General features: G+C 73.1%; 17 protein-coding genes. 8 read left to right on the plus strand and 9 right to left on the minus strand.

Going from position 1 to position 16,009, the window contains the following annotated elements:
- The 5 genes from ABT247_RS05260 to ABT247_RS05280 form a co-directional block, all read right to left on the minus strand.
- Nucleotides 1-1,602 (minus strand): M1 family metallopeptidase (locus ABT247_RS05260; RefSeq protein WP_350738213.1); only part of this gene is annotated, 1,602 nt, incomplete at its 3' end.
- Nucleotides 1,603-1,737: 135 nt separating this feature from the next.
- Complete coding sequence (locus ABT247_RS05265) at nt 1,738-2,610, minus strand: sulfurtransferase (RefSeq protein ID WP_350738216.1); 873 nt, start codon at nt 2,608-2,610, stop codon at nt 1,738-1,740.
- A 103-nt stretch (nt 2,611-2,713) separates the two neighbouring features.
- A complete protein-coding gene (locus ABT247_RS05270; protein WP_350738219.1) occupies nt 2,714-3,790 on the minus strand; it encodes a methyltransferase domain-containing protein in 1,077 nt (358 codons plus the stop codon).
- A gap of 142 nt (nt 3,791-3,932) precedes the next feature.
- Nucleotides 3,933-4,259, minus strand: coding sequence for a hypothetical protein (locus ABT247_RS05275; RefSeq protein WP_350738221.1), 327 nt, complete (start codon nt 4,257-4,259; stop codon nt 3,933-3,935).
- A 153-nt stretch (nt 4,260-4,412) separates the two neighbouring features.
- Entirely contained in the window at nt 4,413-5,312 is a 900-nt protein-coding gene (locus tag ABT247_RS05280) for a polysaccharide deacetylase family protein (RefSeq protein ID WP_350738223.1), read from the minus strand.
- A gap of 240 nt (nt 5,313-5,552) precedes the next feature.
- On the opposite strand from ABT247_RS05280, the gene ABT247_RS05285 reads away from it, so the two are divergent.
- Entirely contained in the window at nt 5,553-6,413 is an 861-nt protein-coding gene (locus tag ABT247_RS05285; RefSeq protein WP_350738226.1) for an SAM-dependent methyltransferase, read from the plus strand.
- An 87-nt stretch (nt 6,414-6,500) separates the two neighbouring features.
- Here the strand turns inward: ABT247_RS05285 and ABT247_RS05290 are convergent, their stop codons facing one another.
- Nucleotides 6,501-7,370: an Fpg/Nei family DNA glycosylase gene (locus ABT247_RS05290; protein WP_350738229.1), complete on the minus strand. Its 870-nt coding sequence runs from the start codon at nt 7,368-7,370 to the stop codon at nt 6,501-6,503.
- Nucleotides 7,371-7,644: 274 nt separating this feature from the next.
- On the opposite strand from ABT247_RS05290, the gene ABT247_RS05295 reads away from it, so the two are divergent.
- The 5 genes from ABT247_RS05295 to ABT247_RS05315 all read left to right on the plus strand — a co-directional run bounded on the left by ABT247_RS05295 (nt 7,645) and on the right by ABT247_RS05315 (nt 11,056).
- On the plus strand, nt 7,645-8,109 hold the full coding sequence (locus ABT247_RS05295) for an SRPBCC family protein (protein ID WP_350738231.1): 465 nt from the start codon (nt 7,645-7,647) through the stop codon (nt 8,107-8,109).
- A 98-nt stretch (nt 8,110-8,207) separates the two neighbouring features.
- Nucleotides 8,208-8,867 carry a hypothetical protein gene (locus tag ABT247_RS05300; protein ID WP_350738234.1) on the plus strand — a complete coding sequence of 220 codons (660 nt, stop codon included), beginning with the start codon at nt 8,208-8,210 and terminating at the stop codon, nt 8,865-8,867.
- Between the two features lie 99 nt (nt 8,868-8,966).
- Entirely contained in the window at nt 8,967-9,800 is an 834-nt protein-coding gene (locus tag ABT247_RS05305; RefSeq protein ID WP_350738237.1) for a DsbA family protein, read from the plus strand.
- Entirely contained in the window at nt 9,797-10,414 is a 618-nt protein-coding gene (locus tag ABT247_RS05310) for a vitamin K epoxide reductase family protein (RefSeq protein ID WP_350738239.1), read from the plus strand. The genes ABT247_RS05305 and ABT247_RS05310 overlap by 4 nt, the downstream gene beginning before the upstream one ends.
- Before the next feature lie 84 nt (nt 10,415-10,498).
- Nucleotides 10,499-11,056 (plus strand): dihydrofolate reductase family protein, encoded by a 558-nt coding sequence (locus ABT247_RS05315; protein WP_350738242.1) that lies wholly within the window; start codon nt 10,499-10,501, stop codon nt 11,054-11,056.
- Between the two features lie 47 nt (nt 11,057-11,103).
- Here ABT247_RS05315 and ABT247_RS05320 read toward each other — a convergent pair whose 3' ends face one another.
- From ABT247_RS05320 to ABT247_RS05330, 3 genes are read right to left on the minus strand one after another with little or no spacing between them, the layout of a single operon-like run.
- Entirely contained in the window at nt 11,104-12,102 is a 999-nt protein-coding gene (locus tag ABT247_RS05320; protein ID WP_350738244.1) for an adenosine deaminase, read from the minus strand.
- 50 nt (nt 12,103-12,152) lie between these two features.
- A complete protein-coding gene (locus tag ABT247_RS05325; RefSeq protein ID WP_350738247.1) occupies nt 12,153-13,448 on the minus strand; it encodes an MFS transporter in 1,296 nt (431 codons plus the stop codon).
- Nucleotides 13,445-14,038, minus strand: coding sequence for an ArsR/SmtB family transcription factor (locus tag ABT247_RS05330; RefSeq protein ID WP_350738250.1), 594 nt, complete (start codon nt 14,036-14,038; stop codon nt 13,445-13,447). The genes ABT247_RS05325 and ABT247_RS05330 overlap by 4 nt, the downstream gene beginning before the upstream one ends.
- Nucleotides 14,039-14,219: 181 nt before the next feature.
- Between ABT247_RS05330 and ABT247_RS05335 the strand changes: the two genes are divergently transcribed.
- Complete coding sequence (locus ABT247_RS05335) at nt 14,220-14,501, plus strand: DUF6158 family protein (protein WP_350738253.1); 282 nt, start codon at nt 14,220-14,222, stop codon at nt 14,499-14,501.
- A 117-nt stretch (nt 14,502-14,618) separates the two neighbouring features.
- Complete coding sequence (locus tag ABT247_RS05340) at nt 14,619-16,007, plus strand: NADP-dependent succinic semialdehyde dehydrogenase (protein WP_350738255.1); 1,389 nt, start codon at nt 14,619-14,621, stop codon at nt 16,005-16,007.
- Nucleotides 16,008-16,009 lie beyond the last annotated feature (2 nt).

Raw genomic sequence — 16,009 nt, forward strand, 5'->3', positions numbered from 1 at the left:
GACGCGCCCGGCGACGTCCGCGCGGGAGAGCGGGCCGTGCCCGGCGACCGCACCGAGCACGAGCGAGAGGTTCTGCCGTCGCATGTCCTGCTGCGGGTTGGCCTCCTGGATCTTCTTCCACGACTTCGGCTCGGCCGGCGGCTGCCCGTCACGCCGGTCCGCCGCGGCCGGTGCCAGCGAGGCCGCGGCCGGGGCGCCCGCCGGCACGGGCCCGACGGCCGGCTTGGCGGCGGTGAACAGCCAGGTGTCGAACAGGCCGCCGAGCTTCTGCCCGGAGACCTTCTCGGCGTACGCCTGGAACTCCGGAATGGTCGCGTTGCCGTAGCGGCGCTCGGTGGGCCAGCCCTTGAGGATCCGGAAGAACTTCTCGTCCCCGACGGCGTTGCGCAGCGCCTGGATGGCCACCGCCCCGCGGTCGTACACGGCACCGGCGAACTGGTCGTCCGGGCCCGGGTCGCCCGGCTTGACGCTCCAGAACGGATCGTCGGCCGGGTGCGAGGCGTAGACGTAGTCGGCCAGCTCCTGGGCGGTGCCCTCGTTCTCGTGCTCGGACCAGAGGAACTGCGCGTAACGGGCGAAGCCCTCGTTCAGCCAGATGTCGCTCCAGCGCGAGAGCGAGACGCTGTCCCCGTACCACTGGTGGGCCAACTCGTGGACGACCACCGAGGTGTTGGCGCCCTTGGCGAACTGCCGGGGGCTGTAGAAGACCCGGGTCTGGGTCTCCAGGGCGAAGCCGGTCGGGACGTTCGGGACGTAGCCGCCGACCGAGCTGAACGGGTAGTCGCCGAAGATGCCGCTCAGCCAGTCCACCAGCTCGCCGGTGCGCTCCACGCTGGCCCGGGCCGCGTCGGCGTTGTCGCCGAGGTCCTTGCTGTACGCGTTGTAGACCGGCAGCCCGCTCGGCGTGGTGTCCGTGCTGATGTCGAACCTGCCGACCGCGAGGGTGGCCAGATAGGTCGCCTGGGGCTTGTTCTCGCGCCAGCTGTAGCGGGTCCAGCCGGCCTGCGAGCTGGTGCCGGTCAGGATGCCGTTGCTGATCACCTGGTTGCCGTCCGGCACCTGCACCGAGACGTCGAAGGTGGCCTTGTCGCTCGGGTGGTCGTTGCTGGGGAACCACCACCAGGCCGACTCGGGCTCGCCCGCCGCGACCGCGCCGTCCGGGGTGCGCAGCCAGGCGGTGAAGCCGTACTTCTTCACGGTGGACGGCACGCCCTTGTAGCGCACCACCACGGCGGCCTGGCTGCCCTTGGCCAGCGGCCGGGCCGGGGTGATCTGCAGCTCCTGCTCGCCGCTGGTGGCGAAGGTCGCGGGGCGCCCGTTGACCCGCACCTCGGACACGTTCAGCGCGAAGTCGAGGTTGAACCGGGAGAGGTCCTGGGTCGCGGTGGCGAGGAGGGTGGTGGTCCCCTCCAGTTCGTCGGTGGCGGGCTGGTACTTCAACCGGATGTCGTAGTGCGAGACGCGGTATCCGCCGTTGCCGTAGGTCGGGTAGTAGGAGTCGCCGACCCCGGCCGCGCCGGGTTGGAAGTCGGATGCCGAGGCGGGGACGGCCAGGAACAGGCTCAGGGCACCGGCAGCAGAGACGATCAGCCTCTTGCGCAACGTGGTCCTCCAGGATCACCGGAACGATGGGTTGGATCGATCCTTGTCCCGGTGACCCCCGGCCCACTCCCCGATCATGAGATGTTCATGAAAAGAAACCGGCCGAAATGATCCGCCCGAACGATCCGCCCGCCGTCAGCCGCCCAGCGCCACCGGCGCCCGGACCAGCGAGCCGTACTCCGTCCACGAGCCGTCGTAGTTCTTGACGTGCGGGTAGCCCAGCAACTCGGTGAGCGCGAACCACGTGTGGGCGGACCGCTCGCCGATCCGGCAGTAGGCGATCACCTCGCGCTCCGCCTCCACGCCCTTGGCCCCGTAGAGCTCCCGCAGTTCCTCCGCCGAGCGGAACGAACCGTCGTCGTTGGCCGCCTGCGACCAGGGCACGTTGACGGCGCCCGGGATGTGCCCCGGCACCTGGGCCTGCTCCTGCGGCAGGTGCGGCGGCGCGATCAGCTCGCCCCGGAACTCCGCCGGCGAGCGGACGTCCACCAGCACCGCGTCCGCGCCGGGCTTGGCGAACACCTCGGCCTTGGCCAGCACCTCGTCCCGCAGCGCCCGCAGCTCGGGCCGCTCCGGTCCGGTCAGCCGGTAGGCGGTGTGCTGGTAGTCCATCACCTCGCGGGTGAGCTCCCGCCCCTCCAGCTCCCACTTCTTGCGCCCGCCGTCGAGCAGCTTCACCGGCCCGAAGCCGCGCAGCCGCAGCAGCCAGTAGGCGTACGCGGCGAACCAGTTGTTGTTGCCGCCGTACAGCACCACCGTGGTGTCGTCCTCCACGCCGGCGGCCCGCAGCAGGCGCTGGACGCCCTCGCGGTCGGCGTAGTCGCGGCCGACCCGGCTGTGCAGGTCGGTGGTCCAGTTCCAGCCGACCGCGCCGGGGACGTGGTCCCGGTCGTAGGCGGCGGTGTCCTCGTCCACCTCGACGACCCGGACCGTCCCGTCGTCCAGGTGGCGCGCCAGCCACTCGGTGCTGACCAGCGCCTCGGGGTGTGCGTAACCGTTGCCGGTCATCCCAGGCCTCCTTCGCTCTGCCGGGCCGCGGCACCCGACCGCGGGGCGGTCGAGCCGCAGGGCGCGGCGGGGCACCGGCGGCCGGGGCCGGACAGTTCCGAAGCTACGCCGCGTCCCGCAGCCGCGCCACGTAGTACAGGTTGAGGATGTCGCCCTCGACGCGTCTGGCCTCCACCGGACCGAACCCCGCGTCCGCCAGCATCCGCAGGGCCGTCTGCTCGCCCCAGACCGTCCCGAGCCCCTCGCCGCCCTCACCGAGCGAGACCGTCATGCAGTAGAAGGTCGAGAAGGCGTACAGCGCGGGCCCCAGCGGGTGCTCGAGGTTCTCCTCGAGCTTGCTGCTGGCGGCCACGTCGCCCATCAGGAAGACCCCGTCGGGGCGCAGCGCCCGCGCGATCGCGGCCAGCGTGCGGGTCGGGCGCGCCAGGTCGTGGATCACGTCGAAGGCGGTGACCAGGTCGTACGGCCCGGTCAGCTCGGCCGAGTCGGCGACCTCGAAGCGCACGTTGTCCAGCCCCTCCGCCGCCGCCGAGGCACGGGCCGCGGCGATGCCCTTCTCGGAGATGTCGATGCCGGTGAACCGGCTGGCGGGGAAGGCCTTGGCGAGCACCAGGACGGCGTGTCCCTGCCCGCAGCCCACGTCCACCGCGTCGATCCCGCTCCGCAGCCGCTCGGTCAGCCCGTCCACCAGCGGCACGATGGTGTCCACCAGTGCCAGGTCGTACACCCGGGCGGTCTCCTCGGACTGCAGCTGCTGGAAGCGCGGGTAGGCCGAGTACGGCATCCCGCCACCGGTGCGGAAGTGGCCCAGCAGGTCCTGCTCGACCTCGCCCATCATCGACAGGAGCTGCGTCATGGCGGCCAGGTTGTCCGGCCCTGCCGCCCGGGTCAGCGACGCCGCGTGCTCGGGCGGCAGCCGATAGGTCCGGTTCTGCGGGTCGTACTCGACGAACCCGGCGACGACCATGCCGCCGAGCCACTCGCGCACGTAGCGCTCGTTCAGCCCGGCCGCGTCGGCGATCTCCTCGCTGGTCGACGGCGCGAGCCCGGCCATCAGGTCGAAGAGCCCGGTCTGGTGGCCGAGGCTGGTCATGAACCCGAGGCAGGCGTCGTTCAGCACCTGCACCATCCGCCCGGCGAAGGCCTGCTGCTTCGCCTCGTCCAGTTCCCGTACGGCCATGACTACCTCCTGCGCGGCCGGGACGGCGCCCCCTCCCTCTTCACGCTACGCCGTTCACCCGAACGGCCCCACAGGAAGGGCGACGGGGCGGCCGACGGCACGAACGGCCGCCGGACCGCCCCGGTCCGTGGTGACGGAGGGCTCAGGAGAAGATCACCGAGCGGAGCTTCAGGCGGTTGCCGAGCACCTTGCCGGGGTTCATGACGTAGAAGACGTCACCGCTGCAGTCGAAGTCGAGGAAGACCGTGGCCGTCGAGTTGGTGAAGTTCTCCGGCGCGAAGGCCGGGTCGGACTCCGTGGCCCCGAACACGTTGATGCAGTGACCGCTCGCCGGGTCGGCCATCCCGGCCGGGATACCGGGGCCGACCTTGTAGAGGAAATCACCGGTGGCCGCGTTGGCGGACGTGGGGACGGCGCAGACGAGGGCGACGGCGCTGGCGACGGCGAGCGCAGCGTTGCGGAGACGCATGGGTGAGGGCCTTTCAGGTGGTACCCATCGGTACCTGGCGAACTGGTGCGAGATCACCCTAAGGGCCCGAATTATGAGGAAACGGTTCTTCAAATCCATCCATTCGAGTGGTTTAAACGGCGAAGCCGCTACCTCGCGAACCCGGAAATGCACTCAGTTCGGCGGCGCCGTGAAGTAGTAGCCCGAGTCGATCAGGACCGGGAGGTACGCCTTCAACGCCGCCACCGTCTGCGAGCGGTCCCCGCCGCCGTCGTGGTTGAGCACGATCGCCCCGGGGCGGACGTCCTTGAGGATCCGGTCGGTGATCACCGAGGTGCCCGGACGGGCCCAGTCCCGCGGGTCGACCGACCAGCCCATGTTCCGCATCCCGAGGTCGGCGGCCACCTTGAGCGACGCCGGCGACCAGTCCCCGCCCGGCGCGCGGAACCAGGTGGGCTGGCGCCCGGTGGTCCGCTGGAGGAGGTCGGAGGTGCGCTCCAGCTCGTCCCGGATCTTGCCGTCGGACAGGCTCCGCAGGTCCGGATGGGTCCAGGTGTGGTTGGCGATGTGGTGGCCGTGGTCGGCGATCTCCCGCACCAGGGCCGGGTGGTCGACGGCGTTCTCGCCGATCAGGAAGAAGGTCGCCCGGATCCCGTACTGCTGGAGCAGCGCCAGCACCGTCGGGGTGTGCCGGGGGTCCGGGCCGTCGTCGATGGTGAGGGCCACCACCCGCCGGGCCGCGTCCAGCTCGTACACCGGCTTGCTCTCCGCGTCGGTGAGCACCCGGCGGACGGGCTGCACGCTCGGCGCGGCCGCCGAGGCGGAAGCGGGAGCCGAGCCGGAGGCGGAGGGCGGCGCGGCGGAACCGGCGGCGGAGGGTGACGGCGATCCGGCCGGAGCGGCGGAGGGCACCGGGGCTCCGGCCTGGCCCGTCGCCGCACCGGCCTCCGCTCCGGCCGCCGAGGACTCGGCGTCCCCGTCGCTCCAAGGACTCCGGCAGCCGGTGGCCCCGCCCAGCAGGGACATTCCGGCGGCGACCAGCAGCAGTCTGCGCGAGGTGATTCGGGAGGTCAACGGCGAAGTAATCTGACGATCTGACAGCATTCTGGATGCTTCCCCCGCCGGTCGCCGCCGCTCTCCCCCGGCAACTCCGACGGCCCCGATCACCACTCCGACGGCCCAAGCGCGGCCCGGCCCGCACCCCCGGACCCGGCGCCTGCGCGCTCCCCGCCCGACCGGGCGGCCGGACCGCCCGCCGGCACCGCTACGCTGTGCCTTCCCCAGTGTGATGATCTGCCATCAGAGGACGTGGCCATGACGACAAGTCAGGACTTCCCCCAGCAGGGCCCCCAGGGCGAGGACGCCGTCGAGCTGAGCCAGTGGGAACGTTTCGGCGTCGACACCACCACTCCGCACTCGGCGCGCGTGTACGACTACTGGCTGGGCGGCAAGACCAACTTCCCGCCGGACCGCGCCATGGGGCAGGCCATCGAGGAAGCCGTCCCGAGCGTCAAGGAGATGGCCAAGGCCAACCGCGCCTTCCAGGGACGGGCCGTCCGCCACCTGGCCCGGGAGCACGGCATCCGCCAGTTCCTCGACCTCGGCACCGGCATCCCCACCTCGCCGAACACCCACGAGATCGCCGAGGCGGTCAGCCCGGGCACCCGGGTGGTCTACGTCGACAACGACCCCATCGTCCTCGCCCACGCGCGCGCCCTGATGGTCTCCAGCCCGGCCAGCCGCACCACCTACATCCACGCCGACCTGCGCAAGCCCGAGGAACTGTTCGCCGACCCGGCGCTCACCTCCACCCTGGACCTCACCCAGCCGGTCGGCCTGCTGATGATCGCCGTGCTGATGCTGATCGCCGACGAGGACGACCCGTGGGGCCGGGTCGCCGCGCTGCGCGACGCCCTCCCCGCCGGGAGCTGCCTCGCCCTCACCACCCCGACCCAGGACTTCGACCCGGAGGCGGTCGGCAAGGTCGCCGAGGCCGCCCGGGCCGGCGGGATGACGCTGGTGCCGCGCAGCTACGACGACGTGCTCCGCTTCTTCGACGGCTGGGACCTGGTCGAGCCGGGCGTCGCCCCGGTCCTGGCCTGGCGCCCGGACGGCGAGCCGCCGGCCGACCCGAAGGCCGCCTACTACTGGGGCGGCGTCGCCGTCAAGCGGTGACCCCGGCCTCCGGCGGCCGCGCTCCGGGGCTGGTCCGGCGCACCGCCGCCGGCCCCGCCCGGGCCGTGCGACGTCCCGCCGGAGGCGTCACTTCAGCAGCCGCGACAGCCGCCGGTCCGCCAGCGGCTTGCCGCCGGTCTGGCAGGTCGGGCAGTACTGCAGCGAGGAGTCCGCGAACGACACCTCGCGCACGGTGTCCCCGCAGACCGGGCAGGGCTGGCCGGTCCGGCCGTGCACCCGCAGCCCGAGCTTCTTCTCCGCCTTCAGCTCCCCCGCCGCCAGCCCGCGCGAGCGCTCCACCGCGTCGCGCAGCGTGCTGCCGAGCGCCTCGTACAGCCGGGCCGTCTCCTCCTCCGTGAGGCTCGCCGCCAGCTTGTACGGCGACATCCGGGCCGCGTGCAGCACCTCGTCCGAATAGGCGTTGCCCACGCCCGCCAGCACGCTCTGGTCCCGCAGCACCCCCTTGAGCCGGCGCCGGTCGCCGCGCACCAGGGCGGCGAACGCGTCCAGCGTGAAGTCCGGGTCCAGCGGGTCGGGGCCGAGCCTGGCCACCCCGGGCACCTCGGCGGGGTCCGCCACCACGTAGACGGCGAGGCCCTTCTTCGTCCCCGCCTCGGTGAGGTCGAAGCCGTCCGCGGCCTCACCCTCCAACCGCACCCGCAGGGCGAGCGGGCTCTTCGGACTCGGCCTCGGCGGCACGGCGGGCAGGCCGTCCTTCCAGCGCAGCCAGCCCGCCCGGGCGAGGTGGATCACCAGGTGCAGCCCGTCGGCCTCGATGTCCAGGAACTTGCCGCGCCGCGCGACCGGCCCGACCGTGCGCCCCTCCAAGGCCGTCACCGGCGGGTCGTACGTCTTCAGGGCACTGATCGCCACCGGCTGCACCCGGGCGATCACCCGCCCGGTCAACCGCTCGGACAGGAAGGCGCTCAACGCCTCCACCTCGGGCAGTTCCGGCATGCGCCCAGTCTCCCCCAGACCCGCCCCACCCGCGCGCTCTCAACGCGCCGGCCCGTTCCGACCCCAGGGCCGCCCTGCCCGCCCCGCTCCCCCGGCCCTTTCCTCCGAGCTCCGTCTCCCCCGGTTCTCCTCTGCCTCCGGTTCTCCTTTGCCTCCGCCCGGCCCGAAGAGCAGGCTGGGACGCGAGGAGGCGCTGACATGAGCGAGCGCAGCGAGTGGTTCACCGCGGGGTGTGCGCCCCGCGAGGCGAGCGGCGGGCTCGGCGGGGTGGCGCATGAGCACCCTTGAGGAACAGATCGACATCGACGCCCCCGCCCTCGCCGCCTGGGAGCAGTTGCACCGGGTGCACGAGTACCCGCAGTTCGTCGAGGGTGTCCGCAGCGCCCATCCGCACGGCCGGAACCTGGCGCACCTCGGGGTGCGGGTCGGCGGCACCGAGCGTTCGATCGACACCGAGATCACCGATCGCGGCCGCGGCCGGGTGATGGCCTGGCGGACGCTGGACTCCGCCCACCTGCGCGGCGCCTTCGCCCTGCTGCCGCTCGACGCCCGGCACACCCGGCTGCAGATCCGGGTGGAGTACGACCCGGACGCGGTGCACCGCGAGTTCGGCGGGCCGCGCGGCTTCGCCCAGGCCGGGGCGATCGAACGGGCCGTGCGCGAGGACCTGGAGCACTTCCGGCAGCTGGTGGAGGCCCGGGTGAGCGCCGCCGGGGGCGACCCGCACGACGGGCCGTAAGAAGCACATAAGCCCAGCTCAGCACGGGTGGTGAGGCTCTTCACAGCCCGCCGTCCGGCCGGTCGTCCCGCACTCCGCCTGTGGCAGACTCGGATGCCATGGACATCGGCCCGGTCACCAGGACGCTCCGCGCGGCGGTTCTCGCCGCGCTGGTCGTGCTGCTGGCCGGGCTCGGCCAGGTCGTGGTCACCGGCCGTGCGCTGCCGGCCGCCACGATGGGCCTGGCGGCCGTCGCGGCCTTCGCCGTCGCCTTCGCGGCGGCCGGCCGCGAGCGCGGCTACCCGGCGATCGCGGCGGTGTTCGTGCCCCTGGAGCTGGGTGTCAGCGCGCTGTTCGACGTCGCGCAGAGCACCTGTCCGTCCCTGCCGCCCGACGCGGCCCACGGCTTCCAGCCGCTGCTGTGCGGCGGCGGCTCGCTCGGCGGGTTCCTGCTCGGCCACGGGGTCTCCCAGCAGACCGGCGTCCTGCTGCTCCTGCTGCTGCACACGGTGATCGCGCTGGCCGGCGCCTTCTGGCTGCGCCGTGCGGACGCCGCACTGGCCGGTCTGGCCCGGGCCGTCCGGATGCTGGGCGAGTTCCTGCACCGCCACCTCCCGGCCGCCGCCCGCTGGCTGCGGCTGCTCTCCGCGCCCGTCCCGGCCCGTCCGGTGGCGCGGGTGCCGTTCCCCCGCGCCAGCCGGGCGCTGGTTCCGGCCCAGGACGTGGTCGTCCGCCCGGCCGTCCGGCGCGGTCCGCCGGTGTTCGTCCCGGCCGCCTGAGCCTCCTCGCTCAGCCTGCCGCCGCCGCTGCCCCCGCGCGCCGACCCCGACCCCGGTCGCGCCCGCCTTCCGCATGCAGAGAGCACAGGACGACACCCCATGAGCAACACCCGCAGAACCGGCCCGCAGACCGGCCGCCGGCAGACCGCCCGGAACACCGATCCCGGGAACACCGCCACCGAGCGCATGCGCAGCGCCCGCGCCCAGGCCGAGCGCTCCGGCCGGATCCGCCGCCGCGTGGTGGTCGGCGCCGCCTCCGCCGCGGTGCTCGCCCTGGCCGCGGGCGTGGCCTTCGCCGTCGGCGGCTCCTCCGGCTCCTCCTCGGACGCCGCCGCGCGCGGCCCGCTGGTCGTCCCGGCCCACGCGAGCGGCGCCGACGGCACCGTGGTCACCTACGGCAAGGCCGACGCCCCGCACACCCTGGAGATCTACGAGGACTTCCGCTGCCCGTTCTGCGAGCAGTTGGAGACCACCACCGGCAAGGCCGTGCAGCAGCTGGCCGACGACGGCACCTACAAGATCGAGTACCACCTGGCGACGTTCCTGGACGACAACCTCGGCGGGAAGGGCTCGCGCACCGCGCTGGCCGCGGCCGGCGCCGCGCTCAACGAGGGCGTGGACAAGTTCAAGCAGTTCCACGACGTGCTGTACGCCAACCAGCCGGACGAGCGCAGCGACGCCTTCGGCGACGTCAACCACCTGCTGGACCTGGCCGGCCAGGTGCCCGGGCTGAAGACGGACGCCTTCGTCAAGGCCGTCCAGGACGGCACCTACGCGCCGTGGGCGGCCAAGGTCGCCGACGCGTTCGACAAGAGCGGGGTGACGGGCACCCCGACCGTCGAGCTGGACGGCCGGAAGCTGGACGTGCTCACCAACGGCAAGGCCGTCTCACCCGACCAGTTCACCGCGATGGTCAAGCAGGTGACCGGGTGAGGGCCGCCGTCGCGGCCGGGCGGACCGGCGGCGCGAGCCGGCCGTTCGCCTGGCTGCTGGTGATCGCCGGCGCCGTGGGCCTGTTCGCCTCGGCGGTCCTCACTCTGGACAAGATCCGGCTGCTGCGGGATCCGTCGTACGTCCCCAACTGCAACATCAATCCGATCATCAGCTGCGGCTCGATCATGCGAAGCGACCAGGCCGAGGCCTTCGGCTTCCCCAACTCGCTGATCGGCCTGGTCGCGTTCGGGGTGGTCGTGGCGGTGGGCGCCGGGCTGCTCGCCGGGGCGTCGTACCGGCGCTGGTTCTGGCTCGGGCTGCAGGCGGGGACGGTCTTCGGGATCGGCTTCGTCACCTGGCTGATGTACCAGGCGCTGTACCGGATCGGCGCGCTCTGCCCGTACTGCATGGTGGTGTGGGCGGCGGTGATCCCGCTGTTCTGGTACACCACCCTGCACAACCTGCGCAGCGGCGTGATCCCCGTGGGCCCGCGGGCCCGGGTGGTGGTGCGGGAGGCCGCGCGCTACCACTGGGTGGTCCCGGCGCTGTGGTGCGCGGTGATCGCGCTGCTGATCCTCAACCGGTTCTGGTACTACTGGAGCACCCTGATCTGATCCCGGCCGCCGCCCCCGCCGGTACCGGGGGCGGCGGCCCCCTCCCCGGTGAGGTCGCCGATGCGACGCAGGATCGTCCTCTTCATGTCCATGTCCCTGGACGGCTACTTCGAGGGCCCGGAGCACGACATCAGCTGGCACTTCGTCGACGACGAGGTGCACAGCTACGTCAACCGCAGGCTCGCCCGGATGAGCGGTTTCGTCTCCGGCCGGCGCACCCACGAACTGATGGCCGACTACTGGCCCACCGCCGACCAGGACCCGGGCACCTCCCGGCCGGTCGCGGAGTTCGCCGCCCTCTGGCGCACCATGCCGAAGACCGTGTTCTCCCGCACCCTCGACCACGCCGACTGGAACACCACCGTCGTCCGCGAGGTCACCCCCGCGTCGATCGCCGCGCTCACCGCCGGCCCCGGCGGCGACCTCGCCCTCAGCGGCGCCGAGCTGGTCGCGTCCTTCCTGGCCCAGGACCTGGTCGACGGCTACCACCTGCTCGTCCACCCCGTCGTCCTCGGCCGCGGCAGGCACCTCTTCAGCCCGACCGACCGCCCCCTCCCGGTCACCCTGACCGACACCCGGCGCTTCACCAACGGCGTGACCCTGCTCGAGTACGCCCGGAGCGGCCCCTCGCCGCTGGACTAGCGAGGGCGGTCGCGGCGGGGGCCCGCCGCGACCGGGCCGGGCGTCCGTCAGTCCGCGGCCGGGGCGAAGGTGAACCGTTCGACCTCGGCGAGGAGTTCGGCCCGGCGGCGCTCGTCGATGAAGGAGGCCCGGAAGGAGTTGGCCGCCAGGCGGCGGAGCGTCTCCTGGTCGAGGGCGAGGGCCTGGTGGACGGCGCGGAAGTTGTCGTCCACGTAACCGCCGAAGTAGGCCGGGTCGTCGGAGTTGACGGTGACCAGCAGTCCGGCGTCGAGCATCTCGCGCAGCGGGTGGTCCGCGAGGGTGTCGACGCAGCGCAGGCGGACGTTGGAGAGCGGGCAGACGGTGAGCGGGACCTGCTCGCGGACCAGGCGGGCGACGAGTTCGCCGTCCTCCAGGCAGCGCAGGCCGTGGTCGATCCGCTCCACGCCCAGGACGTCCAGCGCCTCGGTGATGTACGAGGCCGGGCCCTCCTCGCCCGCGTGGGCCACGCGCCGCAGACCGGCCTCGGCGGCGCGGCGGTAGACCTCGCGGAACTTCGCCGGCGGGTTGCCGACCTCCGCGGAGTCCAGGCCGATGCCCGAGATCCGGTCGAAGTACGGGCGGGCGGCCTCGAAGGTCTCCAGCGCGGACTCGGCGGACTCGTCGCGCAGGAAGCACATGATCAGCCGGGTACTGATGCCGTACCGCTGCTCGCTGCGCGAGAGCGCGTCCGTCAGCCCGTCCACCACCACGCCGAGCGGCACCCCGCGCGCGGTGTGCGCCTGCGGGTCGAAGAAGATCTCGGCGTGCCGTACGCCCTGCTCGGCGGCGCGGGCCAGGTAGGCGTCGGCGAGGTCGGCGAAGTCCTGCTCGGTGCGCAGCACCGCCATCAGTGCGTAGTACAGGTCCAGGAAGGACTGCAGGTCGCTGAAGGAGTACGCCTGCCGCAGTTCCTCGCTGTCGGTGTAGGGGAGCTTCACGGCGTTGCGCTCGGCGAGGGCGAAGGCGAGTTCGGGCTCGAGGGTGCCTTCGATGTGGAGGTGGAGTTCGGCCTTGGGAAGCGGCATCGGCGATCTGTCCGGAGGTAGAGGGGCGGCCCCGAAGGAACGGGAGGGATTCATCCTACGATCTTGGCGCTCCGGGGAGGCTCCGTCGGCAGGTCCCGGAGCGTCCTCAGCGGCGAGAACAGGGGGAGCGCGCCGGCCGGTACGAGCAGGCCGGTCATCACCCACATCGTCGCCCGCAGACCGATCGTCGCCCCCAGTGCGCCGCCGACGAGCGCAGCGAGCGGGATGGTGGCGTGCAGGACGAACATCGAGCCGGCCGCCACCCGGGTGAGCAGTTCGGGCGGGGCGTAGGACTGCCGGAAGCTGCCGAGCACGACGTTGCACAGCACCACCGCCGCCACGACGGCGAGCGAGCCGACCAGGTACAGCGCCGTCCGCAGGCCCGGCCCGGCCAGCGGCATCAGCAGTCCGAGCGGCAGCGCGGTGAGCAGCACGATCCGCAGCCCGCGCGCCGTCCCCAGCCGGCGGCACAGGGGGCGGGCCGCCAGCGCCCCGAGCACGCCGCCGACCGCGGCGGCGGAGGCGAGGACGCCGACCCAGCCCGGGGCGATCCCGGCCTCCCGGACCAGGAACGGCACCAGCACCGCCTGGTATCCCATGAGCGCGAAGTTGGCGGCCGCGCCGAAGCACAGGAAGGCGCGCAGGTACGGGTCGCGCAGCAGGAAGGCCAGCCCCTCGCGGACCTGACCGAGCATCGCGGCCCGCTCGCGGACCACCGGCTCCGGCCGGGCGCGGATCCGCAGCAACGTGCCGGCCGCGATCAGGAAGCTCACCGCGTCGATGAGCAACCCCGTTGTCGCGCTCAGGAGTTGCACGACGAGGCCGGCCAGCCCGCGCCCGGCGACCTCGGCCGCCGAGTTGCTGCCCGCCAGCTTGGCGTTGCCCTCGATCAGGTCCTCGGGTGCCACCAGCTCGGGCAGGTACGCCTGGTCGGCCGCGTCGAAGAACACCGCCGTCACCCCGCCGAGGAAGGCCACGGCCAGCAGCTGGGCCAGGGTGAGCACGCCGAACCAGCCCGCCACCGGCACGCTCGCGAACAGCGCGGCGGAGCCGAGGTTGCAGACGGTCATCACGGCCCGCCGGGGTGCCCGGCCGACCCACACGCCGGCGGGCAGGCCGAACAGTACCCACGGCAGCCAGACGGCGCTGGTCAGCAGGCCGGTCGCGAGCGGACCGGCGTCCAGGGTGAGCACCGCGACCAGGGGCAGCGCGACGGTCGTGACGCTGCTGCCGAGCCGGCTGACGGTCTGGCCCGCCCACAGCAGTCGGAAGTCGCGGTGGGCGAACAGGCCCCAGCGCGAGCGCAGTCCAGGGCCGCCGGGCGGCGCGGCGAGGGTGGCGGTCATGGCCGCGCCGGGACGCTGTGGGCGAAGGCGAGGACGGTCTCGCGCTCGCGTCCGTCCTCGGGCACCGGCCGGTCCGCCCACTTCCGGATCACCGCGTGCAGGTCCGCGGCCAGGTCCCTGGCCTCCTCCGGGGTGAGCCGCAGCCAGGACTGGGTGGCCACCGAACAGCCGTCCTGCCAGTCCGGCCCGTAGCCGCCGCGCCGGGCGTGCCACTCGCGGACCAGCTCGACCTGGCGTTCCAGCAGGATCGACCCGGCCGCGTCCGCGACCGCCTCGGCGACCGGATCGCCGTCGAAGTCGGCCCTGGTCCAGCTGAGTTCACGGTCGGCCAACCGCCACCACCGCTCGCGCCGGTTCCGGGCGAGTTCGGGCGCCTCCTCGATCAGCCCGCTCTCGGCGAGCACCTTGAGGTGGTGGCTGACGTTGCCGACCGCCTGCCCGGTGCGATCGGCGAGCCGGCCCACGGTGCCGGGGCCGTCGACCTTCAGCAGGTCGAGCAGACGGCGGCGCAGCGGGTGGGTGAGGGCGGCGAGCACCCGGGAGTCGGAGATCCTCCGGGTGCCGTGCGGTTCGTCGGTCCTGTCGTCCATGCCCGGAACAGTACCAACAAGAGCTCTTGTACGACAGACTTTGTACGATTTCGCTTGTGCAATTTCTCCCGTCCATCGCACCGGCCAGCTGGAGGCCGAGCCGCCCGCGGATCACGGGGGGGTGTACCGGCGCCGACAGCGGGCAACCGGTAGAAGAGGGCTTCCGCCGAGGAGGTACGAGATGCGGCACGCCGACGACCCGCACATCCGGCCCGAGGGCGTCTCCCCGCACGCCCTGGGCAACGACACCCTGCTGCACGAGCTGGAACAGCTGCACCGCACGCGCCACGAGACGTTCCTGTACGGCTCCGAGGAGGCGCTGAAGCGCCACACCCTGCGCACCGGCCAGCTGGAAGCCGAGTACCTGCACCGCTTCCCCGACCGGCAGGTCACCGCCGGGCGGACCAGGGCCGGGGCCAGGGCCCGGGAGGCGGCGGCCCGGGTGGAGTCGCTGCCCGAATGAGGCCGCGCGACCGCGCCCGGCGGGACACGCCGGGCGCGTAGGCGTGCCCGGGGCGGGGCAGTCGGGGAGGGTGTGAGCACAGACGCACCGGACCCGGACCACCCCAGGGAGCCCCGCATGCCCATCGCCAGCGTCAACCCCGCGACCGGCGAGACCCTCCAGACCTTCGAACCGCTGGACGCCGCCGGGATCGAACGCCGACTGGCCCTCGCCGAGGCCGCCTTCCAGCGCTACCGCGACACCTCATTCGCCGACCGCGCCGCGCTGCTGCGCCGGGCGGCCGACCTGCTGGACCAGGACCAGGAGGCCGTCGCCCGGACGATGACGGAGGAGATGGGCAAACCGCTCACCGCCGCCCGGGCCGAGGCCGCCAAGTGCGCCAAGGCGATGCGCTGGTACGCCGACAACGCCGAGGCGCTGCTCGCCGACGAGCACCCGGACCCGGCCGACGTGACCGACTCCGGGGCCGCCCGCGCGTACGTCCGCTACCGCCCGATGGGGCCGGTCCTCGCGGTGATGCCGTGGAACTTCCCGTTCTGGCAGGTCATCCGCTTCGCCGCGCCGGCCCTGATGGCGGGCAACGTCGGGCTGCTCAAGCACGCCTCCAACGTGCCGCGCACCGCGCTCGCGCTGGAGGAGCTGTTCCGGCGGGCCGGATTCCCCGAGGGCTGCTTCCAGACGCTGCTGATCGGCTCGGGCGCCGTCGAGGACGTGATCCGGGACCGCCGGGTCGCGGCCGTCACCCTCACCGGCAGCGAGCCGGCCGGACGGTCGGTCGCCGCCACCGCGGCGGACGAGGTGAAGAAGGCGGTGCTGGAGCTCGGCGGCAGCGACCCGTACGTGGTGATGCCGAGCGCCGACCTGGACGCGGCGGTGGCCACCGCCGTCAAGGCCCGGGTGCAGAACAACGGCCAGTCCTGCATCGCCGCCAAGCGCTTCATCGTGCACGCCGACGTCTACGACCGCTTCACCTCGGCCTTCACCGAGGCGATGCGCTCGCTGCGGGTCGGCGACCCGATGGACGAGGACACCGACGTGGGCCCGCTGGCCAGCCGCCAGGGCCGCGACGACCTGGAGGAACTGGTCGAGGACGCCCGCACCCACGGCGCCCGGGTCGAGTGCGGCGGCGGCCGCCCGATGGGCTGGGACACCGGCTACTTCTACGAGCCGACCGTGCTGACCGGCATCACGCCGGCGATGCGGATCCACCAGGAGGAGACCTTCGGCCCGGTCGCCACCGTGTACCGGGTCGCCGACCTGGACGAGGCGGTGGCCGTCGCCAACGACACCCCGTTCGGCCTCAGCTCCAACGTCTGGACGACCGATCCGGCTGAGCAGGAGCGCTTCGTGCGCGACATCCAGGCCGGCGGGGTGTTCTTCAACGGCATGACCGCCTCGCACCCGGCGCTGCCCTTCGGCGGCGTGAAGCGCTCGGGCTTCGGCCGGGAGCTGTCCGGGCACGGCATCCGGGAGTTCTGCAACGTCACCACCGTGTGGATCGGCTGAGC

This window comes from Kitasatospora sp. NPDC001539 (assembly GCF_040298565.1).
Lineage (GTDB): Bacteria > Actinomycetota > Actinomycetes > Streptomycetales > Streptomycetaceae > Kitasatospora.